We start from the raw sequence: 23,246 nt of genomic DNA, 5'->3' as shown, positions 1-23,246 counted from the left end.
CGGGGCAGCCGGGCGGGTCAGGGGCACCCCGATGTCCGAAAAGTGCCGGACGGGTCCGGGTGCCCCGGGGATACTGGGCCCCATGACCACGGAAGACAGCCGCTACGAAGCCGTGCGCAGCAGAGACGCCCGCTTCGACGGAACCTTCTTCTTCGCGGTGTCGACCACGGGAATCTACTGCCGCCCGAGCTGCCCCGCGGTCACCCCGAAACGCGAGAACGTCACCTTCTTCGCGACGGCCGCGGCCGCGCAGTCCGCCGGCTACCGGGCCTGCCGGCGGTGCCGCCCGGACGCGGTGCCGGGCTCGGCGGACTGGAACGCCCGCGCCGACGTCGTGGGCCGCGCGGTGCGCCTGATCGGCGACGGCGTGGTGGACCGGGAAGGCGTGGCCGGGCTGGCCGCGCGGCTGGGATACAGCGCGCGCCAGGTACAGCGCCAGCTCAACGCCGAGCTGGGCGCGGGCCCCATCGCCCTGGCCAGGGCGCAGCGCGGGCACACCGCGCGGGTGCTGCTCCAGACGACGTCGCTGCAGGCCGCGGAGATCGCCTTCGCGGCCGGGTTCGCGAGCGTGCGGCAGTTCAACGAGACGATGCGGGAGATCTACGCGGCCACCCCGACCCAGTTGCGATCGGCCCGCGGCGGCTCCGGCCGGGCCGGCGGGCTGGGCCCCGACGGCGCGGCGGGAGTACCGCTGCGGCTCGCTTACCGGGGGGCCTACGACAGCGCGCAGGTCTTCGACTACCTGGCGGCGCGGACGGTCGAGGGGGTCGAGGAGGTCGTGGCCACGGACGGCGGCGGCCGCACCTTCCGGCGGACACTGCGGCTGCCGCACGGCGCGGGCGTCGCGGAGGTGGCCGAACGAGGCGGCGCCGGGCGGTGGTTGGGGTGCCGGCTGCATCTGGAGGACCTGCGGGACCTGACCACGGCGACCCAGCGGATGCGGCGGCTGTTCGATCTGGACGCGGACCCGTACGCGGTGGTCGAGCGGCTCTCCGGCGACGTGGAGCTGGCGCCGCTGGTGGCGCGCCGCCCCGGGGTGCGGTCGCCGGGCGCGGCCGACCCGGAGGAGCTGGCGGTGCGCACGGTGCTGGCCGAGGGGCTGCCGGCGGCCCGCGCCCGGCGGGCCGCCGACGCACTGGCGGCGGCGTACGGCCGGGCGCTCGCGGTGCCCAGCGGCGGCCTCACGCTGCTGTTCCCGCGGCCGGGCGACCTGATGGACGCGGACCTGGCGGCGGTGGACGTGCCGGGCGAGCGGCGCGCCGCGGTGCGCGAGGTGTGCCGCGCCCTGGTGTCGGGGGCGCTGCGGCTGGACCCGGGCGCGGACCGCGACGAGGCCGAGCGGGCCCTGCTGGCGCTGCCCGGGGTGCGCCCGCGGACGGCGGGATACGTGCGGATGCGCGCGCTGGGTGACCCGGACGTGCTGCTGGACCCGCGGGCGGCGGGGGCGGCCGGCTGGCGTCCGTGGAGCTCGTACGCGACGCACCACCGCTGGCACGCGCGGCGCACGCGGGAGCCGCGGGTCCCGCTGCCCACGGCCTGACCGGGGGCGGGCGGCCCGGACCTCAGCGGCGGGGCCTCAGCGGTGCTCGCGCTGGCGCTCGCGGCGGCGCCGCTCCTCGTCGAGCAGGGCCATGAACTTCCGCGTGCTCTCCTCGGCTTCGCCCTCCTCCTCGTCCCGGACCGGCTCCTGCTCGCGGAGTTGGCGCTCCTGGACCATGGCGGGCGGGACGGGGTCGGCGTCGGAACGCCGCGGGCCCTCGGGCCCGTCGGGGCCGATCCGGATCAGGCGCTCGACCCGAATGATGCGGAAGTGCCGCCCGGCGACGTCGAGTTCGTCGCACTGCTCGGTGTCGAGGTGGTCGGCGGCCCGCTTGTAGAGCTCGTGCTCGTCGTCGGTGAGTTCGCGCTGCCACGGCACCATCACGCGCAGCTGCACCGCCAGCCCGTCCCGCGCATCACGGGGGGTCGCGGCGGTTCCGGTGGACTGAGGACGCCAGCGGCCGCCCTCGCGCTCGGCGGCCATGAAGGTGGCGGGGAGCAGCACGCCGCCGGGATGGGTGCGAGTGGCGGCGTGGGAGTCCTCGCGGACGTCGCGGGGCACGGTGCCGTTCTTCCGCAGGGCGGTGAGGAGTTCGACCCGCAGCACGCCGGGCGACAGCGCCGCGTCGCTGCCGGAGGCGATGACCAGGCCCGCCGCCGGGTCGAGCGCCGGCTGCGCGGAGTCGGTCCGGTCCGGGTCGGTGGCGCGGGGCGGTTCGGGTCCGTCGGGACCCATCCGGATGAAGCGCTCGGCGCGGACCACACGGTAGCGCTCGCCGGCGACCGTCACCTCGTCGAGGCGTTCCCAGTCGAGGCGTTCGGCCGCGGCGGTGAACCGCGCGCGGCCGGTCTCGTCCCCTTCCGCGGCGCTCCGCTCGGCGCGGGCGCGGAAGTGGGCGCCGAGCGCGTCGCGCGCGTCCTGGGGCGCGAGGCCGGTGAAGCCGGGGCGCAACATCCAGCCACCGTCGGCCCGTTCGCCGGCGATGCCGAAAACGGGTCCGCCGGCGAAGAGCGTGGACGGGTAGGCCTTGCGGGCCTTCCAGGTCTCCACGTCCGCGGGTGCGGCCAGCACCGCCGCGACCGGTGACGGGGGTGCGGTCGACCGCGGCCCTCCGGGCCCGGTCACTTCCTCCTGCGCGTCGCCGTTCGCCTTCATGCCACCAGGATGCCCGTCCGGCCGTCCCGAGGACGCCGATTCGGCCAAACCCGCGGTCCTGTCAACCCGCGTCCACCGGCCCGTACGCGTCCGCTTCGGCCCCCTGCGCGCGGTTTTGACGGCACGTCGACCGGATTCCGCTTATCCGCCGGGGGAGTTGGCCGCGGCCGGCGGCAAGCCGGTCGTTCAGCCGATGAAGCGCGCGATGCCCGCCGGGGAGAGCAGGTGCTGGACCGCGAGCCGGCGCGCGCCCTCGATGCCCGCGCGCCGGCCCAGCAGGGTGGTCTCGATGGCCACGGTGCGGGTCGCCAGCGGCAGCGCGCGGCGGTAGACGGCGGCCCGGATGTCCGCGAGCAGGTCGTCGTGGAGGGAGGCGATGGAACCGCCGAGCACGATGGTGTCGGGGTTGTAGAAGCTGACCAGGGACGCGAGGACGTCGCCGATCCGCTGGGCGGCGAGCCGGACCTGGCGGCGGGCCAGCGGGTCGCCCGCGGCGACCAGGCGCACCACGTCGGCGGCGTGCTCGGCGGGCACGCCGGCCGCGCGGAGCCGGGCGGCGACCGCGGCCCCGGACGCCACCGCCTCGACGCAGCCCGTGTTGCCGCAGTGGCACAGCACGTCGTCGTGGCCGGGTACCGCGATGTGCCCGATGTCGCCGGCCGCGCCGGTCGCGCCGCGGTGGACCACGCCGCCGGAGACGATGCCGCAGCCGATCCCGGTGCCGACCTTGACGTACAGCAGGTGGGCGGTGGCGGGCCGGTGGCCGTACTCGCCGAGCGCCATCATGTTGACGTCGTTGTCCACCAGGACGGGCGCGCTCCGCCGGCCCGCGAAGAACCCGGGCACCCGGTAGCCGTCCCAGCCGCGCATGATGGGCGGTCGGACCACGGTGCCGGTGCTCGCCTCGACCGGGCCCGGCACGCCGATGCTGATGGCGCGGACGTGCTCCGCGGGGTGGCCGGCGCTGTCGAGCAGCCGCCCGATCTGGGCGTCCAGCGCGGTCAGTACGGCCTCGGGGCCGTCGTTGATGTCCAGGTCCTCGGTGGTCTCCGCCAGTACGGCGCCGCCGAGTTCGGAGATCGCGACGGTGGCGTGGGTGGCGCCGAGGTCGACCGCGCACACCACGGCGGCGTGCGAGGCGAGTTGCAGCGAGAGCGGCGGGCGGCCGCGCTCGGTGGCCACCGTGCCGGTCTCGACCAGCAGGCCGCGGTCGATGAGCAGGTCGACGCGTTGCGCGACGGCGGCGCGGGACAGGCCGGTGGCGGTGGCCAGTTGGCTGCGGCGGGTGGCACCGCCGGCGACGAGCCCGGCGAGTTCGCTCAGCGAGGTGAGCTGCCGGTCGGCTGCTGCGGTCACGTGTACGCCTGTCCCTCTCGGTCGGTCCTGCTCGGCCGGTACGGCCCGGCCCGATGTGCTGCGGTTGGTCGCCCCGGGCCGGCGTCGCTCGGTCGGGCCGGGCTGCTGCGGTCGGGGCTGTACGGCCCGGGCGGGGCGGACCACTCCCGGCAGACCCGCTTCCGTCGAGCCCGCGTCCGTCCGGCCCGCTCCACCGCAGTCGGGCCCGCTCCGCCCGTGCCCGCCGCGGTGCGGTCCGGGCGGACCGCTCCCGGCCGACCACGACGGTCCCCGGTACCGCGTCACCCGGTACTCCCCCGGCTCCACCCGCCCGACCGGGCCGATTTATGACAGAAGTTAGCGTAAATCTTGCCATTGTCAACCGAAACACCGATGGCTAGCGTTTCCACCAAGCCGAAATGGAGGGAAGTTTGGTGGCACATTCGGGGCCCATCGCAAGCAATCCGTCGACCGGCCTGCACCGGTCGACGCCGTCGGGCAGGTCGGACAGGTCGACGCTGCGCACCGCGATCGCCGGTGCGGGCATGATCGGCCGGGTGCACCTGGACGCCGTACGGCGCAGCGGTGCCCCGGTGGTCGGCATCAGCGCCTCCACGCCGGCCCGGGCGAAGGAGGCCGCCGCGGCGCTGGGCGTGGAGCGCGCCTTCGACTCGTCGGAGGAACTGGTCACCAGCGACGACGTGGACGTGGTGCACATCTGCACCCCGAACGACGCGCACGCGCGGCTGGCCGAACTCGCGCTGCGCGCGGGCAAGCACGTGGTGTGCGAGAAGCCGCTCACCACGTCCTCGGCCACCGCCGACGCACTGGCCGCGCTGGCCGCGAGCAGTGGCAAGGTGGCCGCGGTGCCGTTCGTCTACCGCTACCACCCGATGGCCGCCGAGGCCCGCGCGCGGGTGCGCGACGGCCGGGCCGGGGACGTACGGCTGCTGCACGGCCACTACCTACAGGACTGGCTGCTGCTGCCGGAGGACACGAACTGGCGGGTGGACGCGGTGGCCGGCGGCCCGTCCCGGGCCTTCGCCGACATCGGCTCGCACTGGTGCGACCTGGTGGAGTGGGTGACCGGGCACCGGATCGCCGAACTGACCGCGCTCTCCCAGACCGTGCCGCGCACCGGCGGCACGCCCGCCACCGAGGACGTCGTCCAGCTGCTCTTCCGTACCGACCTCGGCGCGAGCGGGTCGGTGACCGTCTCGCAGATCTCGCCCGGCCGCAAGAACCGGCTGTGGTTCGAGGTGGACGGCAGCCGCACCTCCCTCGCCTTCGACCAGGAGGCACCGGAGTCGCTCTTCGTCGGCAGCCGCGGGGAGAACGCCACGGTGCTGCGCGACCCCGCCACCCTCTCCCCCGAGGCGGCCCGGCTGTCGGTGGTGCCCGGCGGGCACCCGATGGGTTACCTCGACTGCTTCGCGGCGTTCGTCCGCGACGTGCACGCCGCCGCGCGGGCTGCCGACGGAAGTGGGGAGGTCGTGGCCACGTCCGGCACGGATCCCGCCCCCGACGGCACGGCGGAGCCGGGCACCGGGCACACTGGAGAGCGCTCTCCAGAACCGACCGGCCCGACTGCCGACCCGACCGCCGATCCCCCGTCCTTCCCCACCTTCGCCGACGCCGCCCGCATGGTGCGCCTGACCGAGGCCGTCCTCGGTTCGGCGGCCGACCGGACCTGGAAAGAGGTCTCCTGAGATGAAGCTGGGCTTCCTCACCGCCTGCCTTCCGCAGCTCCCGCTCGCCGAGATCGCCGGCTGGGCCGCCGCCCACGACTACGACGCGCTGGAGGTCGCCACCTGGCCGTCCACCGGGTCGCGCGACTTCGAAGCCAGCCACATCGACGTGACCGGCTTCGGCAAGGCGGAGGCGGACCAGGTCCGCGCCCTGTTCGAGCAGCACTCCCTGACCCTGTCGGCGCTGGCCTACTACGAGAACAACCTGCACCCCGACCGCGGGCGCCGCGCCGAGATCGCCGCGCACGTACGGGCCAACGTCGACGCGGCCGCGCTGCTCGGCGTGGAGTACGTCGGCACCTTCATCGGCCGCCACCCCGGCCTGTCGGTGAAGGAGAACATCGCGCAGGCCGAGCGCGAACTGCCCGCGCTGGTCGAGTACGCGGGCGAGCGCGGCGTGAAGATCATCATCGAGAACTGCGTAATGGAGGGCTGGCACCCCGACGGCTACCCCGGCAACCTCGCCTACTCCCCCGAGCTGTGGGAGTGGATGTTCGGCCTCGGCTTCTACCTCAACTACGACCCCTCGCACCTGCTGTGGCTCGGCATCGACCCCGTCGCGGCCCTCAAGCCCTATCTGGACCGCATCCCGCACGCGCAGGCCAAGGACGCCCAGCTCGACCCGCGGGCCCGGGACAGGTTCGGGTTCTTCGGCCGCACCGTGGAGCGCACCGACGGCTGGGACAGCGGCTGGTGGCGCTACCGGGTGCCGGGCCTGGGCGACGTGGACTGGCGGCGGCTGGTCGACACCTTCTACGAGGGCGGCTTCACCGGTGTGCTCTCCGTCGAGCACGAGGACCCGGTGTGGAGCGGCGACGTGGAGCGGGTCACCCGCGGCCTGGAGATCGCCCACCGCACGTTGCGCCCCCTCATCCTCGGCTGACGGCAGGCGGCCGCCGGACCGCACCGACCCGCCGGCACCTCCGCATCCCCCCGCACCCGCACCCGCACTCGCACCCGCTGCAGTACTTCCAGGAGGCATCGCTTCGATGGCCAAACCCTTGAGCATCCAGCTCTACACCCTCCGGGACCAGATCGCCGCCGACCGCGACGGCACGCTGACCCGGCTCGCCGAGATCGGCTACCGGTCCGTGGAGGCGTACGACCCCACCGCCGACCCGGCCGGCTTCCGCAAGCTCGCCGACGACCTGGGCATCGGGGTGTCCAGCACCCACGCCTACGCGCTGTTCGACAAGGACGCCGGCGAGGTCTTCGACGCGGTCGCCACCGTGGGCACCGACCTGGCGATCATCCCGGGCGGCATCGACCACGACGAGTTCACCTCCGCCGACGGCCTGCGCCGGACCGCGGACCTGCTCAACGGCTTCGCCGCGAAGGCCGCCGAGCGCGGCATCAGGATCGGGTACCACAACCACTGGTGGGAGATCGAGCCGCGGTTCGAGGGCCGTACCGCGCTGGAGGTGCTGGCGGACGAGCTGGCGCCGGAGGTGTTCCTGGAGGTCGACACCTACTGGGCGCAGGTCGGCGGCGCCGATGTCCCGGCGCTGCTGCGGGCGTTGGGCGACCGGGTGCTGGCCCTGCACGTCAAGGACGGCCCGGGGGTGAAGGACGAGCCGCACACCGCGGTCGGCAAGGGCGTGATCGACGTGCCGTCGATCCTGGCGGCGGCGCCGGACGCGCAGCGGATCGTGGAGCTGGACTCCTGCGCCACCGACATCTTCGAGGCCGTCGCGGACAGCCGCGCCTACCTGACGGCGCTGGAGGAGGGGCTTTCATGACCAACGGTTCGGGTTCCGGCCCGGTCGGCGTCGCGCTGGTCGGTGCGGGGGTGATCAGCACGCAGTACCTCACGGCGCTCTCGACGTTCCCGGACGTGCGGGTGCTGGCCGTCGCGGACCTGGACGTGGAGCGGGCCCGGGCGCAGGCAGCGGCACACGGGGTCCCGCACGCGGGCGACGTGGCGTCGGCGCTGGCGATCCCCGAGGTGGAGATCGTGGTCAACCTGACGATCCCGGCGGCGCACGCCGAGATCGCCTCGGCCGCGCTGGAGGCGGGCAAGCACGTCTACGGCGAGAAGCCGCTGGCGCTGGCGCCCTCGGACGGGGCGAAGATCCTCGCGCAGGCGCAGTCGCTGGGCCTGCGGGTGGGCAGCGCGCCGGACACGTTCCTGGGCGCGGGACTCCAGTCGGCCGCGCGGGCGGTCGCCTCGGGGCTGATCGGCGAGCCGGTCAGCGCGGTCGCGGTGACGCAGGGGCCGGGCCCGGAGAGCTGGCACCCCAGCCCGGAGTTCCTGTTCCAGTACGGTGCCGGGCCGCTGTTCGACATCGGCCCGTACTACCTGACCGCGCTGGTGGCCCTGTTCGGGCCGGTGGTGCGGGTCGCGGCGAGCGCGCGGCAGGCACGCACCCACCGGGTGATCGGTTCGGGTCCGAAGGCGGGAACCGAGTTCGCGGTGGAAGTGCCCACGCACGTCCACGCGTTGCTGGACTTCGCAGCGGGCCCGAGCACCTCGGCGACGTTCAGTTTCGACTCGTCCGTGCCGCGGCGGATGATCGAGGTGACCGGCACCGAGGGCACGCTGTCGCTGCCGGACCCGAACACCTTCGAAGGGCCGCTCCAGATACGCGGGTTCGGCGACGAGGACTGGCGGGACCTGCCGGTGGAGGGGACGACGGCGGGCCGCGGGATCGGCGTGCTGGACATGGCGCGCGGCATCCGGTCCGGTGCGCCGCACCGGGCGTCGGGTGAACTGGCCCAGCACGTCCTGGAGTTGATGGCCACGGTGACGGACTCCGCGGAGCGGCACGGCTTCGTGGAGCTCGAATCCCGCGCTCCGGAGGTGGAGACGCTTCCGGACGACTGGGACCCGGTGGCGGCGACGTTGACCTGACCTGCGTCGCCGTCACCGCGGCAGGCCCGGCAAGGGCCTTCCGGACGCCTGGCCGGCCCACCCGTGGGGGGATGGGTCGGCCAGGTCTTTTTCCGTGCGCCTCCGGTCCGTTCAGCGGCCGGTGAGCCGGTCGCGGACCAGCCGGGCGGTCTCGGAGGGGGTGCGGCCGACCTTGACGCCCGCGGCCTCCAGGGCCTCCTTCTTGGCCTGCGCGGTGCCGGAGGAGCCGGAGACGATGGCGCCGGCGTGGCCCATGGTCTTGCCCTCGGGCGCGGTGAAGCCGGCGACGTAGCCGACGACCGGCTTGGTCACGTTCTTCTCGATGAAGGCCGCGGCCCGCTCCTCGGCGTCGCCGCCGATCTCGCCGATCATCACGATCAGGTCGGTGTCGGGGTCGGCCTCGAACGCGGCGAGCGCGTCGATGTGGGTGGTGCCGATGACCGGGTCGCCACCGATACCGACCGCGGTGGAGAAGCCGATGTCCCTCAGCTCGTACATGAGTTGGTAGGTCAGCGTGCCGGACTTCGAGACCAGGCCGATCCGGCCCGGCTTGGTGATGTCGGCGGGGATGATGCCCGCGTTCGACCGCCCGGGGCTGATCAGGCCGGGGCAGTTGGGGCCGACGAGGCGGACCCCGGCGGCCTGGGCGCGGGCGCGGAAGGAGACCGTGTCGTGCACGGGCACGCCCTCGGTGATGACGACGACGAGGGGCACCCGGGCGTCGACGGCCTCCTCGACGGCGTCCTTGACGAAGCGCGGCGGCACGAACAGGACGCTGACGTCGGCGCCGGTGGCGTCGACGCCCTCGCGCACCGAACCGAAGACGGGGACCCGGGTGCCGTCGAAGGAGGCGCGGGTGCCCGCCTTGCGGGGGTTGACGCCGCCGACGACGGTGCTGCCCGCCTCGATCATCCGGCGGGTGTGCTTCATGCCCTCGGAGCCGGTCATGCCCTGTACCAGGATGCGGCTCTCGCGGTGGAGGAGGATCGACATGTCAGCGCCCTCCCTGCCGGCCGGCGGGGACGGGTCGTGACCCGGCGGTCGTCCCGGCGGGTGGGTCCGCGGCCGGTTCGGGCGCCGCGTTGGCGAGGTCGGCGGCGAGCCGGGCCGCTTCGTCCATGGTGTCGGCCTGGGTGACCAGGGGGTGCGCGGCCGCGGCCAGCACCGCCCGGCCCGCCGCGGCGTTGTTGCCGTCGAGGCGGACCACCAGCGGCTTGGTCAACTCGACCTCGGCCAGGGCCTGCACGATGCCCTCGGCGACGGCGTCGCACGCGGTGATGCCGCCGAAGACGTTGACCAGCACCGCCCGCACGTCGGGGTCGCCCAGGACGACGCCGAGCCCGTCGGCCATCACGCGGGCGGAGGCGCCGCCGCCGATGTCGAGGAAGTTCGCCGGGTCGGCGCCGCAGCGGGCGACCACGTCGAGGGTGGACATCACGAGCCCGGCGCCGTTCCCGATCACGCCCACCCGCCCGTCGAGCTTGACGTAGTTCAGCCCCTTGGCGCGGGCGGCCGCCTCCAGGCCGCCGCCCGGGGCGCCGTCCTGCTCGGCGTAGGCGGCGTGTTCCGGGTGCAGGACGGCCGCGTTGTCGTCCAGGGTGATCTTGCCGTCCAGGGCCAGCACCCGGCCGCCGGCGGTGCGCACCAGCGGGTTGACCTCGACCAGCAGGGCGTCCTCGGCGACGAACACCCGCCACAGGGCGACGAGTACGGGTTCCGCCTCGGCGGGCAGTCCGGCGGCCTCGGCGATCTGCCGGGCCTTCTGCGGGGTGACGCCCTCCTCGGCGTCGACGGGGATGCGGGCCAGGGCGTCCGGGCGGGTCGCGGCGACCTCCTCGATGTCCATGCCGCCCTCCGCGGAGGCGATCGCGAGGAAGGTGCGCTCGGCCCGGTCGAGGAGGTAGGAGACGTAGAACTCCGCCTCGATCTCGACGGGTTGGGCGAGCAGCACGCGCCGCACCGGGTGGCCCTTGATGGTCAGGGCGAGGACGGCGGCGGCGTGCGCCTGCGCCTCGTCGGGAGTGGCGGCCGGCCGTACCCCGCCGGCCTTGCCGCGCCCGCCGGCCTTGACCTGCGCCTTGACCACGGCGGCGCCGCCGAGCCGGCGGGCGGCGGTGCGGGCCGCCGCCGGGTCGTCGGCGAGGTGCGCGGCGGGCACGGGAACGCCGTGCCGGGCGAAGAGTTCGTGTGCCTGGTACTCGAAAAGGTCCATCGTCTACACGCCTTCCGGTGGAACGGGACTGACGGGTCTGACGGGAAAGCCGGTGCACGCCCCTGGACATCGACCGTGGCGATGCGGGATAACACTCTGCATACAGTATTCGTGTCCTGTATGCAATGTACAGAAGCGCGTGCGGCACCTTGTGGAAGGGACTGAACTCGTCATGCCCGACGGCACTTCCAGCACCTCCGGAGCCCCTGGCACCCCCGGCACCCCGGACGGCCCAGGCCCCTCGACGACCCCGACGCTCTCCGGCGGCCACCTCGTCGCCAAGGCGCTCAAGGCGGAGGGCGTCGACGTCGTCTACACCCTCTGCGGGGGGCACATCATCGACATCTACGACGGCTGCGTGGACGAGGGCATCGAAGTCGTCGACGTCAGGCACGAGCAGGTGGCCGCGCACGCGGCCGACGGCTACGCGCGGCTGACCGGCCGCCCCGGGGTGGCCGTGGTGACGGCCGGGCCCGGCACCACCGACGCGGTCACCGGCGTCGCCAACGCCTACCGCGCGGAGAGCCCGATGCTGCTCATCGGCGGCCAAGGAGCCCTCAGCCAGCACAAGATGGGGTCGCTCCAGGACCTCCCGCACGTCGACATGATGGCGCCGATCACCAAGTTCGCCGCGACCGTGCCCGATACCACCCGGGTCGCCGACCTGGTGTCGATGGCGTTCCGGGAGTGCTACCACGGCGCGCCGGGACCGTCCTTCCTGGAGATCCCGCGCGACGTGCTGGACGCCAAGGTCCCCGCGGACCGGGCCCGGATCCCGGCCGCGGGACGCTACCGGGCCTCGACCCGCTCCGGCGGCGACCCCGACGACATCGAGGCCCTCGCCGACCTGCTGGTGCACGCCGAGAAACCCGCGGTGCTGCTCGGCAGCCAGGTGTGGACCAGCCGCGCGACCGACGCGGCCGTCGAGCTGGTGCGCACCCTCAACGTGCCCGCCTACATGAACGGCGCGGGGCGGGGCACCCTGCCGCCCGGCGACCCGCACCACTTCCAGCTCTCCCGCCGGCACGCCTTCACCGAGGCCGACGTGATCGTCATCGTCGGCACCCCCTTCGACTTCCGGATGGGTTACGGCAAGCGGCTCTCGCCGACCGCGAAGGTGGTCCAGATCGACCTGGACTACCGCACCGTCGGCAAGAACCGCGACATCGACCTCGGCCTGGTCGGCGACCCCGGCCGGATCCTCGCCGCGGTCACCGACGCCGCCTCGGGCCGGATCAACGGCGGTGCGGCCCGGCGCAAGGAGTGGCTGGACGAGCTGCGCGCCGTCGAGGCGAAGGCGCTGGCCAAACGGCTGCCGCAGCTGCGCTCCGACGCCTCGCCGATCCACCCCTACCGGCTGGTCAGCGAGATCAACGACTTCCTCACCGAGGACTCGATCTACATCGGCGACGGCGGCGACATCGTCACCTTCTCCGGCCAGGTCGTGCAGCCCAAGTCCCCCGGCCACTGGATGGACCCCGGCCCGCTGGGCACCCTCGGCGTCGGCATCCCGTTCGTGCTGGCCGCCAAGCAGGCCCGGCCCGACAAGGAGGTCGTCGCGCTCTTCGGCGACGGCGCCTTCAGCCTCACCGGCTGGGACTTCGAGACGCTGGTCCGCTACGACCTGCCGTTCGTCGGCGTGGTCGGCAACAACTCCTCGATGAACCAGATCCGCTACGGCCAGGCCCAGAAGTACGGCGCCGCCCGCGAGCGGGTCGGCAACACCCTCGGCGACGTGCCCTACGACCGGTTCGCCCGGATGCTCGGCGGCTACGGCGAGGAGGTCCGCGACCCCGCCGACATCGGCCCCGCGCTGCGCCGCGCCCGCGAGTCGGGCAAGCCGTCGCTGGTCAACGTATGGGTCGACCCCGACGCGTACGCCCCAGGAACGATGAACCAGACCATGTACAAGTGAGGGAGGCCCTGCCATGGCACCCACGACCCCCGGAGCATCCGCGGCACCGCACGCACCCGTCCCGGCCGCGCCCGCCGCGGCACTCGAGGGCATCCGCGTCCTCGACATGACCCACGTCCAGTCCGGCCCGTCCGCGACCCAGATCCTCGCCTGGCTCGGCGCCGACGTCGTCAAACTCGAAGCGCCCGGCGGCGACATCACCCGCCGTCAGCTGCGCGACGTACCGGACGCCGACAGCCTCTACTTCACAATGCTCAACGGCAACAAGCGCAGCATCACCCTCAACACCAAGTCCGCGCGCGGCAAGGAGCTGCTCACCGAGCTGATCCGCCGCTCCGACGTGCTGGTGGAGAACTTCGGCCCGGGCGCGGTGGACCGGATGGGCTTCACCTGGGAGCGGGTGCGCGAGATCAACCCACGGCTCGTGTACGCCTCCATCAAGGGCTTCGGCGAGGGCCCGTACACCGCCTTCAAGGCGTACGAGGTGGTGGCGCAGGCGATGGGCGGCTCGATGGCGACCACCGGCTTCGAGGACGGCCCGCCGATGGCGACCGGCGCGCAGATCGGCGACTCCGGCACCGGCATGCACCTGGTGGCGGCGGTGCTGGCCGCGCTGCTGCAGCGCACCCGTACCGGCCGCGGCCAGCGGGTGAAGGTGGCGATGCAGCACTCCGTGCTGAACCTCTGCCGGGTCAAGCTGCGCGACCAGCAGCGGCTGGCGCACGGCCCGTTGCCGGAGTACCCGAACGAGGACTTCGGGGACGAGGTGCCGCGCTCGGGGAACGCGTCGGGCGGCGGGCAGCCCGGCTGGGCGGTGCGGTGCGCGCCCGGCGGCCCCAACGACTACGTGTACGTGATCGTGCAGCCGGTCGGCTGGGCGCCGCTCACCGCGCTGATCGGCCGGCCCGAGCTGGCCGACGACCCCGACTGGGCCACCCCCGAGGCGCGGCTGCCCAAGCTCGGCAAGATGTTCCAGCTGATCGAGGAGTGGACGTCCACCCTGCCCAAGTGGCAGGTGCTGGAGGCGCTGAACGCCCACGACATCCCCTGCGGGCCGATCCTGTCCACGAAGGAGATCATCGAGGACCCCAGCCTGCGCGAGAACGGGATCGTGGTCGAGGTCGAGCACCCCCAGCGCGGCTCGTACGTCACCGTCGGCAGCCCGCTGAAGATGTCCGACTCCACCGTCCCGGTCCGCCGCTCGCCCCTGCTCGGCGAGCACAACGAGGAGATCTACGTGACCGAACTCGGCCTTTCCGCAGACGAGTTGCCGCTGCTGAAGTCGAGCGGGGTGATCTGAGATGGCGACCCCCGAGGACACCCCCGAGGCGCGGCGGGCCCGGCAGGCGGTGGCGGCGGTGCTGCGCGCGGTCCGCGCCGACGGGCGCTCGGCGCTGACCGCCCCGGAGGGCAAGCTGGTCGCCGACGCGTACGGCATCACCACGCCCGGCGAGGGGCTGGCGGAGGACGTGGACGAGGCGGTGGCGCTCGCCGACCGGTTCGGCGGCCCGGTGGTGCTGAAGATCGTCTCGCCGGACATCCTGCACAAGTCGGAGGCGGGCGGGGTCGAGGTGGGCCTGACCGGCGCCGCGGACGTGCGGGCCGCGTTCCACCGGATCGTGGCGAGCGTGCGGCGCCACGACCCCGGCGCCCGGATCGAGGGCGTGCAGGTGCAGCAGATGCTGCCGCCGGGCCAGGAGGTGATCGTCGGCGCCGTCACCGACCCGACGTTCGGCAAGGTCGTCGCTTTCGGCCTGGGCGGCGTGCTGGTAGAGGTGCTGAAGGACGTCACCTTCCGGCTCGCGCCGGTCAGTGCGGACGAGGCCGACTCGATGCTGGACTCCGTGCGGGCCGCGCAGGTGCTGCGCGGCGTGCGCGGCGCGCCCGCGGTGGACCGGCGGGCGCTGGCCGAGCAGATCCGCCGGGTGTCCCGGCTGGTCACCGACTTCCCGGAGATGGCCGAGGTGGACCTCAACCCGGTGATCGCCACGCCCGAGGGCGCGCCGGCCGCGGACATCCGGATCATCCTCGCCGAGGGCACCGCGGTGGTGCGGCCGAAGTTCTCCCGCGCGGAGATCCTCGCCTCGATGAACCGGCTGATGCGGCCGCGCTCGGTGGCGGTGATCGGCGCCTCCGAGGAGATCGGGAAGATCGGCAACTCGGTGATGCGCAACCTGGTGGACGGCGGCTTCGCCGGCGACATCCACCCGGTCAACCCGAAGGCCGACGACATCCTCGGCCGCAAGGCGTACCGCTCGGTGCTGGACGTGCCGGGGGACGTCGACGTGGCGGTGTTCGCGATCCCGGCGCGGTTCGTGGCGGCCGCGCTGCGCGAGGTCGGCCGCAAGGGCATCCCGACCGCGGTGCTCATCCCGTCGGGCTTCGCGGAGACCGGCGAGCAGGCGCTGCAGGACGAAGTCGTCGCGGTGGCCCAGGAGTTCGGCATCCGGGTACTGGGCCCGAACATCTACGGCTACTACTCGCCCTGGCAGGACCTGTGCGCGACGTTCTGCACCCCGTACGACGTGAAGGGCCCGGTGGCGCTCAGCTCGCAGTCCGGCGGGATCGGCATGGCCATCCTGGGGTTCGCCCGCACCACCGGGACCGGGGTGTCGGCGATCGTGGGCCTGGGCAACAAGTCCGACGTCGACGAGGACGACCTGCTGGTCTACTTCGGCGAGGACGAGCACACCGCGTGCATCGCGATGCATCTGGAGGACCTCAAGGACGGCCGCGCCTTCGTGGAGGCGGCCCGCGAGACGGTGAAGAAGAAGCCGATCGTGGTGCTCAAGGCGGGCCGTACCGAGGCGGGCGCCCGGGCCGCCGGCTCGCACACCGGCGCGCTGGCCGGCGACGACAAGGTGTACGACGACATCCTGCGGCAGGCCGGCGTGATCAGGGCGCCGGGGCTGAAGGACATGCTGGAGTACGCCCGGGCGCTGCCGGTGCTGCCGACCCCGCGCGGCGACAACGTGGTGATCATCACCGGGGCGGGCGGCTCGGGGGTGCTGCTGTCGGACGCGTGCGTCGACAACGGCCTGACCCTGATGGACATCCCGCCGGACCTGGACGCGGCGTTCATGCGGCACATCCCGCCCTTCGGCGCGGCCGGGAACCCGATCGACATCACCGGCGGCGAACCGCCCGCCACCTACGAGGCGACGATCCGGCTGGCGCTGCACGATCCGCGGGTGCACGCGCTGGTGCTCGGCTACTGGCACACCATCGTCACGCCGCCGATGGTGTTCGCCGAACTCACCGCGCGCGTGGTGGCGGAGGCCCGGGCGGCGGGCATCGACAAGCCCGTGGTGGCGTCCCTGGCGGGCGACACCGAGGTGGAGCGGGCCGCGGCCCACCTCTTCGCCCACGGCGTGGTCGCCTACCCGTACAGCACCGAGGAGCCGGTGGCGGCGCTCGGCGCGAAGTACCGGTGGGCGCGCGCGGCGGGGCTGCTGGACTGACCCGGTCCGCCGGGCCCGCGGCACACAGGTGACGACGGGGCCGGCCGTGCGAGCCGCGCGGCCGGTCCCGCCCCGACAGCACACAGGAGAACGTCCAGGGGGCGCTGGCCAGTCTCTTCGCGCAAGGGGAGTGAGATGACAACGACGTCTGCCACTGAATCACTACCGTACAGAGAGGTCACCGACGGCAACGGGCGGGTGTACCGGGTCGGCGAGAGCCCCCGGAGCATCCTGCGCGGTCCGCGCTCGCTGATGGTGTGGCTGCCCTGGGCCGCCATGTTCGGCATCAGCGTCGCGGAGTACGCCTACGGTTCCGCCGAGGACACCCTGTCCTCGGTGCACAGCTGGACCAGCACCAACACCTTCTGGCTGCTGGGCATATGGACGGTCTTCCAGGCCGCCGTGTCCTACCCGACCGGCCGGCTGCGGGAACTCGGGCTGCTGAGCCCGCGTCAGGCCACCATGAGCGGCGCGGTCCTGGCCGGCCTCGGATTCGTGGCGCTGAGCCACGCGCCGAACCTGGTGGTCGCCATCGGCGGCTTCGGGGTGCTCGGCGGCACCGGCGCCGGCATGGTCTACTCGACCTGCATCAACATCGTCGGCAAGTGGTTCCCGGAGCGCAAGGGCGGGGTCACCGGCTTCGTCAACGGCGGTTTCGCCTACGGTTCGGTGCCGCTGATCTTCATCTTCACCTACCACTTCGACGCCGGGAACTACCACGAGGTGCTCGACCTCGTCGGGATCTACGTGCTGCTGGTGGTCTTCGTCTGCGGGTGGTTCTTCAAGGACCCGCCGAAGAACTGGTGGCCGGCGGAGGTCGATCCGATCGCGTTCAGCCGCAACCGCGGCTCCAACCCGTCGCTGGCCAAGAACCCGCCCGCGGTCAAGCAGTACGAGACGAGGGAGGCGATCAGGACCGGCATGCTGCCGCTCATGTGGATCTCGATGCTGATGATCGCCGGCGTGTCCATCTTCGGCATCTCCTTCCAGGTGCCGTTCGCCAAGGACAACGGCTTCGGGCCGCTGGTCGCCGCGTCGTCGGCGGGCATCCTGAGCCTGGTCAACGGTGTCGGGCGGGCGGCCACCGGCTGGGTCTCCGACCGGCTCGGCCGCAAGCAGACGCTGGTGGGCGTGCTGGTGATCGAGGGGCTCGCGCAGTTCGGCGTGCTGTGGGCCGGCGAGGCGCACAGCGAGGCGTGGTTCCTGATCTTCGCCTTCGTCTCGGGCTTCGGCAGCGGCGGGTTCTTCCCGATGTTCGCGGCACTGGTCCCGGACTACTTCGGCGAGAACAACAACGCGTCGAACTACGGCGTGGTCTACAGCTCCAAGCTGGTCAGCGGTCTGGCCGGCGCGGGGCTCGGCAGTATCGTGATCAACGCCTGGGGCTACCACGGGGCGTACACGCTCGCGGGCTGCATCGGGCTCGGTTCGGCGGCGCTGGCGCTGCTGCTGCGGCAGCCGGGGCGCCGGTCGCTGAAGGACATCGAGCCCAACCCGCGGCCGATCAGCCGCGAGATGACGTGAGGCGGGCGGCCGGCCGCACGACGGCCGGCCGCACGGCACCTCCCGGAGCGGGCGCAGCCGCCCGGCTCCCCACCTCCGGGTGGGGCCCAGGCCGTGTCAGGCGCCCGCGGGCCGGTCCGTACGGTCGGCCCGGTCGTGGTACGACGCGCGGGTGTGCTCGGTGTGGGCGCGCATGACGCGGGTGGCCGCGGCCTCGTCCCCCGCGGCGACGGCCTCGATCAGCTCGCGGTGCTCGCGCCAGGACTGCATGCCCCGGCTGCGGGCGACCGGGGTGTAGTACCAGCGGACGCGCTGGTCGACCTGGGCGGCGAGTTCGGCCAGCACCGCGTTGCCCGCCTGCGCCATCACCTCCGCGTGGAAGGCCGCGTTGGCGGCGACCACCGCGTCCACGTCGTCGGCGCGGACGGCGTCCTCGCCGACCACGCACAGCTCCTTGAGCTGCTCGACGCCCTTGCGCGACACGTTGCCAGCGGCGAGGCGGGCCGCTTCCGTCTCCAGCAGCGCGCGCACGACCAGCAGCTGGTCCGCCTCGTCCTCGGTCGGCTCGTGCACGAAGGCGCCCTGGGCGGGCCGAAGATCGACCCATCCCTCGGTGCTCAGCCGCTGCAGGGCCTCGCGGACCGGCTGGCGGGAGACGCCGAGGTGGCCGGCGAGCTCGGTCTCGACCAGGTGCTGGCCGGGGCGCAGGGCGCGGGAGGTGATGAGTTCGAGTAGCGCTTCGTACACCCGCTCGCGCAGCGGTCCGGGCCGCTCCAGCTTCGGCACGGAGCCCTGCGGCAGTCCGGCGGACAGCATCGGCTTCCCCCTCTTCGGCCGCGCACCAGGCGGTCTATTGGCTATCGTCTACAGTCTACTGAGTACACCTGGCCCGCGCCCAGCATCCGCCCGGGTGACCCTCTTCACACCGCCGGCCCGCCGCCCGCTCACCGGCTCTCCACCCGACTCCCTGCCCAACTCCCCGGCCGGCACCACCGCTTCGGCCGCCGGTTCAGCGCGGCAACGGGAGCAGCTCGACGGCGGGCGCGCCGCCTGGGGGGACGACGGCGAGCGCGTCCGCGAGGGACGCGCCCCAGAGCAGGGCGGGACGGTCGTGGCCGACGGGCGTGGCCGTGCAGCCCTGCACCGTCACCGGAACCAGCCGGGTGCGCACCGCGTCGATCCGGGGCGCCGCGGTCAGGCGGGCGCGGGGATGGACGGGGACGGCACGTCCGGACAGGCCGCCGAGCAGGGGCACGAGCAGCGTCAGGGCGGCGGCCAGCGCCGCGTACGGGTTGCCCGGCAGCCCGACGACGAAGGGGCCGCCGGGCAGCCGCGCCAGCAGTTGCGGGTGCCCGGGGCGGCAGGCGACCGCGTCCACGGTGAACTCGGCGCCCAACTCCCGCAGCGCGGGCCGCAGATGGTCGGCCGGTCCGCGGGAGGAGGCGCCGCACACGACGACCACGTCCGCACCGCTCGCGCCGCGCGCCCACCCGGCGGCCCGTTCCCCGGGCCACGGCTCCCCCGGGCCCGAGCCCGAGCCCGCCCCGGACGGGCCCGCCGCGCGGGCGAGTTCGGCGACGAGGGGGCCGCGGCCGTCGGGGAGGCAGGTGAGCGGGAGCGGCCGGCCGCCGGCCCACTCGACGAGTCCGGGCAGCAGCGGTCCGAGGGCGTCGCGGACCCGGCCGGCCGGTGGCAGCCCGGCCCGGACCAGTTCGTCCCCGGTCACCACGACGGCGACCCGCGGGCAGCCGTGCACCGGCAGCACGTCGTGGCCGAGCGACGCGGCGAGGCCGAGCACCGCGGGCGTCACCAGGGCGCCGGCGGGCAGCACTTCGCACCCGGCCGGGCACTCCTCCCCCCGCCGCCGGACGTTCCGGCCGGCCGGGAGCCGCCCTCCCTCGGCGTCCGCGCGGCCGGCTCCCGGCCCGTCGCAGCCCGCGCCGCCCCGGGCGGGGCGCAGGGTGCCGCCGTCGCGGTCGGACAGCTCGTAGGGCAGGACGGCGAGGGTGCCCGGCGGGGTGGGTGCCCCGGTGGCGATCTCGACGGCCCGCCCCGGAGCGAGGGGTGCGCCGGTGCCGGGCTCGCGACCGGCCGGCACCCGGCCGACGACGGTCCACGGCGGGTCGCCGGCCACCGCGTAGCCGTCCATCGCCGCGGTGTCGAAGGCGGGGTGGGGCAGCGACGCGATCAGCGGGGCGGCCAGCGCCCGCCCGCGCGCCCGCTTCAGCGGCACCTCCCGCGCCGGCAGGGGCACGGCTGCCTCCGTCGCCGCCCGCCGCGCCTCCTCCCACGGCACCGCGGCGCCCGGCCGTGGGCGCCCGCCCGCCTCCCGCTCGTCGCGTGCGCCGTGCCGCAGCCCTGCCGTACCCATCGCGCCTCCTGGTAACGGTGGCGGCCACCGGGGCGGTCCCCAGCGAACGCCGGATCTCTGACGGTCGATCAGCTTGCTCGCACACGCGCCTGGTTCGCCGTCCGCACCACCGGATCGGCTCCTGCTGCAGACGTCTTGACCCCCCGTAAAAGAATACTGTAGACAATATTCTGTCGACCGCAAGAGAGCTCCTCACCTACGGAAACGGAGCCACCTGTGAAAGTCGCTGTTGTCGGCGCCGGAGCGATCGGCGCCTTCGTCGGGGCCTCCCTCCATCGCGCGGGCGCCGAGGTGCACCTCATCGCCCGCGGCCCCCACCTGTCCGCGCTGCGCGAGCACGGCGTCCGCGTGCTGAGCCCGCGCGGCGACTTCACCGTCCATCCGCGGGCCACCTCCGACCCCGCCGACGTCGGCCCGGTGGACTACGTGTTCCTCGGCCTGAAGGCGAACTCCTACGCCGCCAGCGGGCCGCTGGTCCATCCGCTGCTGCACGAGCGCACCGCGGTCGTCGCCGCCCAGAACGGCATCCCGTGGTGGTACTTCCACGGCCTGCCCGGACGGCACACCGGCCACCGCCTGGAGAGCGTCGACCCGGGCGGCGCCGTCTCGGCCACGCTCCCTCCCGAACGCGCCATCGGCTGCGTGGTCTACGCGGCCACCGAGATCGAAGCCCCGGGCGTCGTACGGCACTTGGAGGGGACCCGGTTCTCCATCGGCGAGCCGGACCGGACCGTCTCCCGGCGCTGCCTGGAGTTCAGCGAGGCCATGCGGGCCGGCGGGCTCAAGTGCCCGGTCGAGACCGACCTGCGCGACGACATCTGGATCAAGCTGCTCGGCAACATCTCCTTCAACCCGATCAGCGCGCTCGCCCGCGCGACCATGGCGGAGATCTGCCGGCACCCGGACACCCGCACCCTGGTCACCGCGATGATGCGCGAGACGCTCGAGGTCGCCGCCTGCCTGGGCAGCACACCGCGGATCTCCATCGAGCGGCGGCTGGCCGGCGCCGAACGGGTCGGCGAGCACAAGACCTCCACCCTCCAGGACCTGGAGCGCGGCCGGCCGCTCGAACTCGACGTGCTGCTCGCCGCCGTCGTCGAGCTCGCCGACCTGACCGGCACCGACGTCCCGACCCTGCGCGCGATCCACGCGGTCGCCGACCTGCTCAACCGCACCACGTCGAGGAGCCTGAAGTGAACGACCACCGTCGCAAGGGGCGCCGTGGCAGCGGGCCCGCCGAACCGTACACCCGCATCACCCGCCCGATGGTCCGCGGCCGGGACGGGCTGCTGCACGAGACCAGCTGGGACGTCGCGCTGGACGCCGCCGCCCGCGGCTTCGCCGCCACCCGCGACCGGTACGGCCCCGACGCCTTCGGGATGTTCTCCTGCGCCCGCTCCACCAACGAGATGAACTACGTGGCGCAGAAGTTCACCCGCGTCGTGATGGGCACCAACAACGTCGACTCCTGCAACCGCACCTGCCACGCCCCCAGCGTCGCCGGGCTGTCCGCGGTCTTCGGCTCCGGCGGTGGCACCTCGTCGTACCAGGAGGTCGAGGACACCGACCTGATCGTGATGTGGGGCTCCAACGCCCGCTTCGCGCACCCGATCTTCTTCCAGCACGTGCTCAAGGGGATCAGGAACGGCGCCCGGATGTTCGCCGTCGACCCGCGCCGCACCAGCACCGCCCAGTGGGCCGACCGCTGGCTCGGCCTCAACGTCGGGACCGACATCCCGCTGGCCCACGCGATGGCCCGCGAGATCATCCACGCCGGGCTGGTCAACCGGTCGTTCGTGGCGCGCGCCACCACCGGGTACGAGGAGTTCGCCGCCGAGGTCGAACCCTGGACGCTCGACACCGCGGAGCAGGTCACCGGGGTCCCCGCGCAGGCCGTCCGCGAACTGGCGCACGCCTACGCCACCGCCGAACGCGCCCAGTTGTGCTGGACGCTGGGCATCACCGAGCACCACAACGCGACCGACAACGTGCGCGCCCTGATCAACCTCTCGCTGCTCACCGGCCACGTGGGCCGCCACGGCTCGGGCCTCCAGCCGCTGCGCGGCCAGAACAACGTGCAGGGCGGCGGCGACATGGGCGCGATCCCCGACCGGCTGCCGGGCTTCCAGGACATCCTCGACCCCGGCGTGCGCGCCCGCTTCGAGGCGTCCTGGGACACCGTGATCCAGCCCCGGCACGGGCTGAACCTCACCCGCATGCTCGACGCGATCGAGCGCGGCACGCTCAAGGCGGTGTACTGCATCGGCGAGAACCCCGCCCAGTCCGAGGCGGACTGCGAGCACACCGTCGAACGGCTCAGGGCCCTGGACCACTTCGTGGTGCAGGACATCTTCCTCACCAGGACGGCGGAGCTGGCGGACGTGGTGCTGCCGGCCGCCGCCGCCTGGTGCGAGAGCGACGGCACCGCGACCAACAGCGAGCGGCGGGTCCAGCGGGTGCGCCGGGCGGTGCCCCCGCCCGGCGAGGCCCGCGACGACATCGCGATCCTGTGCGACCTCGCGGCGCGGCTCGGCCACCCCTGGACGTACGCCGGCGCCGAGGAGGTGTGGAACGAGCTGCGCGCGCTCTCCCCCGACCACCACGGGATGACCTACGACCGGCTCGCGGAGCACCAGGGGCTCCAGTGGCCCTGCCCGAGCACCGAGGAGGTCGGACCGACCTACCTGCACGGCAGGTTGTGGTCGGATGATCCCCGACTGCGCGGCCGGCCCGCGCCGTTCGGCCCGGTCAAGCACGACCCGCCGGTGGATCTGGTGGACGGGACCTACCCGATCCGGCTCACCACCGGCCGCCGGCTGGACTCCTACAACACCGGTGTGCAGTCCGGCGGGTTCGCCTCGCCGCTCCGGCGCGGGGAGAACATCGAGCTGTCGCCCGAGGACGCCGCCGCGCACGGCCTGGCGGCCGGCGAGGTGGTGCGGATCAGCTCGCGCCGCGGCTCCGTCACCGCGCCGGTGTGGATCGACCCGGGACTGCGGCCGGGGCTGGCGTTCATGACGATGCACTTCCCGGACGAGGTCGACACCAACCAGCTGACCATCGAGGCGACCGACCCGATCGCGGGCACCGCGGAGTACAAGGCGACCGCGATCCGCATCGACCGGATCGCCGCGCCCGCCGGGGCGAGGTGAGCC

At 73.9% G+C, this 23,246-nt stretch carries 17 protein-coding genes; 11 read left to right on the top strand and 6 right to left on the bottom strand.

Features of this window, described 5'->3' with window-relative positions; all coding sequences use genetic code 11:
• Positions 1-82 precede the first annotated feature (82 nt).
• A complete protein-coding gene (locus C4U44_RS22385) occupies positions 83-1,540 on the top strand; it encodes a DNA-3-methyladenine glycosylase 2 family protein (RefSeq protein WP_103887744.1) in 1,458 nt (485 codons plus the stop codon).
• 36 nt (positions 1,541-1,576) lie between these two features.
• On the opposite strand, the gene C4U44_RS22380 is transcribed toward C4U44_RS22385, so the two are convergent.
• On the bottom strand, positions 1,577-2,695 hold the full coding sequence (locus C4U44_RS22380; RefSeq protein WP_103887743.1) for a DUF5954 family protein: 1,119 nt from the start codon (positions 2,693-2,695) through the stop codon (positions 1,577-1,579).
• Positions 2,696-2,881: 186 nt separating this feature from the next.
• Complete coding sequence (locus tag C4U44_RS22375; protein WP_103887742.1) at positions 2,882-4,051, bottom strand: ROK family protein; 1,170 nt, start codon at positions 4,049-4,051, stop codon at positions 2,882-2,884.
• A gap of 413 nt (positions 4,052-4,464) precedes the next feature.
• Between C4U44_RS22375 and C4U44_RS22370 the strand changes: the two genes are divergently transcribed.
• From C4U44_RS22370 to C4U44_RS22355, 4 genes are all read left to right on the top strand, one after another.
• Positions 4,465-5,739, top strand: coding sequence for a Gfo/Idh/MocA family protein (locus tag C4U44_RS22370; protein WP_200823350.1), 1,275 nt, complete (start codon positions 4,465-4,467; stop codon positions 5,737-5,739).
• A 1-nt stretch (position 5,740) separates the two neighbouring features.
• Positions 5,741-6,661, top strand: a complete 921-nt coding sequence (locus tag C4U44_RS22365) for a sugar phosphate isomerase/epimerase family protein (protein WP_103887740.1) — start codon at positions 5,741-5,743, stop codon at positions 6,659-6,661.
• Between the two features lie 106 nt (positions 6,662-6,767).
• Positions 6,768-7,517, top strand: coding sequence for a sugar phosphate isomerase/epimerase family protein (locus C4U44_RS22360; protein WP_103887739.1), 750 nt, complete (start codon positions 6,768-6,770; stop codon positions 7,515-7,517).
• Complete coding sequence (locus tag C4U44_RS22355; RefSeq protein ID WP_103887738.1) at positions 7,514-8,629, top strand: Gfo/Idh/MocA family protein; 1,116 nt, start codon at positions 7,514-7,516, stop codon at positions 8,627-8,629. The genes C4U44_RS22360 and C4U44_RS22355 overlap by 4 nt, the downstream gene beginning before the upstream one ends.
• A gap of 111 nt (positions 8,630-8,740) precedes the next feature.
• On the opposite strand, the gene sucD is transcribed toward C4U44_RS22355, so the two are convergent.
• Together sucD and sucC are read right to left on the bottom strand one after the other, a co-directional pair.
• Positions 8,741-9,622, bottom strand: a complete 882-nt coding sequence (sucD, locus tag C4U44_RS22350) for a succinate--CoA ligase subunit alpha (protein ID WP_103887737.1) — start codon at positions 9,620-9,622, stop codon at positions 8,741-8,743.
• A gap of 1 nt (position 9,623) precedes the next feature.
• Positions 9,624-10,841, bottom strand: a complete 1,218-nt coding sequence (gene sucC / locus C4U44_RS22345; protein ID WP_103887736.1) for an ADP-forming succinate--CoA ligase subunit beta — start codon at positions 10,839-10,841, stop codon at positions 9,624-9,626.
• Between the two features lie 172 nt (positions 10,842-11,013).
• Between sucC and C4U44_RS22340 the strand changes: the two genes are divergently transcribed.
• From C4U44_RS22340 to C4U44_RS22325, 4 genes are all read left to right on the top strand, one after another.
• Positions 11,014-12,756 (top strand): thiamine pyrophosphate-binding protein, encoded by a 1,743-nt coding sequence (locus C4U44_RS22340; RefSeq protein ID WP_103887735.1) that lies wholly within the window; start codon positions 11,014-11,016, stop codon positions 12,754-12,756.
• Between the two features lie 13 nt (positions 12,757-12,769).
• Positions 12,770-14,056, top strand: a complete 1,287-nt coding sequence (gene frc, locus C4U44_RS22335; protein WP_103887734.1) for a formyl-CoA transferase — start codon at positions 12,770-12,772, stop codon at positions 14,054-14,056.
• A 1-nt stretch (position 14,057) separates the two neighbouring features.
• Complete coding sequence (locus tag C4U44_RS22330) at positions 14,058-16,217, top strand: acetate--CoA ligase family protein (protein WP_103887733.1); 2,160 nt, start codon at positions 14,058-14,060, stop codon at positions 16,215-16,217.
• A 135-nt stretch (positions 16,218-16,352) separates the two neighbouring features.
• On the top strand, positions 16,353-17,741 hold the full coding sequence (locus C4U44_RS22325; protein ID WP_103887732.1) for an OFA family MFS transporter: 1,389 nt from the start codon (positions 16,353-16,355) through the stop codon (positions 17,739-17,741).
• Positions 17,742-17,837: 96 nt separating this feature from the next.
• Here the strand turns inward: C4U44_RS22325 and C4U44_RS22320 are convergent, their stop codons facing one another.
• Both C4U44_RS22320 and C4U44_RS22315 read right to left on the bottom strand, forming a co-directional pair.
• Complete coding sequence (locus C4U44_RS22320) at positions 17,838-18,536, bottom strand: GntR family transcriptional regulator (protein ID WP_103887731.1); 699 nt, start codon at positions 18,534-18,536, stop codon at positions 17,838-17,840.
• Between the two features lie 193 nt (positions 18,537-18,729).
• The gene (locus C4U44_RS22315; RefSeq protein ID WP_103887730.1) at positions 18,730-20,091 is read right to left on the bottom strand and encodes a molybdopterin molybdotransferase MoeA; all 1,362 of its coding nucleotides are present in this window, start codon (positions 20,089-20,091) and stop codon (positions 18,730-18,732) included.
• 216 nt (positions 20,092-20,307) lie between these two features.
• On the opposite strand from C4U44_RS22315, the gene C4U44_RS22310 reads away from it, so the two are divergent.
• Both C4U44_RS22310 and C4U44_RS22305 read left to right on the top strand, forming a co-directional pair.
• Positions 20,308-21,288 carry a 2-dehydropantoate 2-reductase gene (locus C4U44_RS22310; protein WP_103887729.1) on the top strand — a complete coding sequence of 327 codons (981 nt, stop codon included), beginning with the start codon at positions 20,308-20,310 and terminating at the stop codon, positions 21,286-21,288.
• On the top strand, positions 21,285-23,243 hold the full coding sequence (locus C4U44_RS22305) for a molybdopterin oxidoreductase family protein (protein WP_265737337.1): 1,959 nt from the start codon (positions 21,285-21,287) through the stop codon (positions 23,241-23,243). Before C4U44_RS22310 ends, C4U44_RS22305 begins: the two co-directional genes overlap by 4 nt.
• The last annotated feature ends 3 nt before the right edge of the window (positions 23,244-23,246 follow it).

Origin of the sequence: Actinacidiphila yanglinensis (genome assembly GCF_900107965.1) — a bacterium.
GTDB classification, from domain to species: domain Bacteria; phylum Actinomycetota; class Actinomycetes; order Streptomycetales; family Streptomycetaceae; genus Actinacidiphila; species Actinacidiphila yanglinensis.
This window is presented reverse-complemented; position numbering and strand designations above follow the sequence as displayed.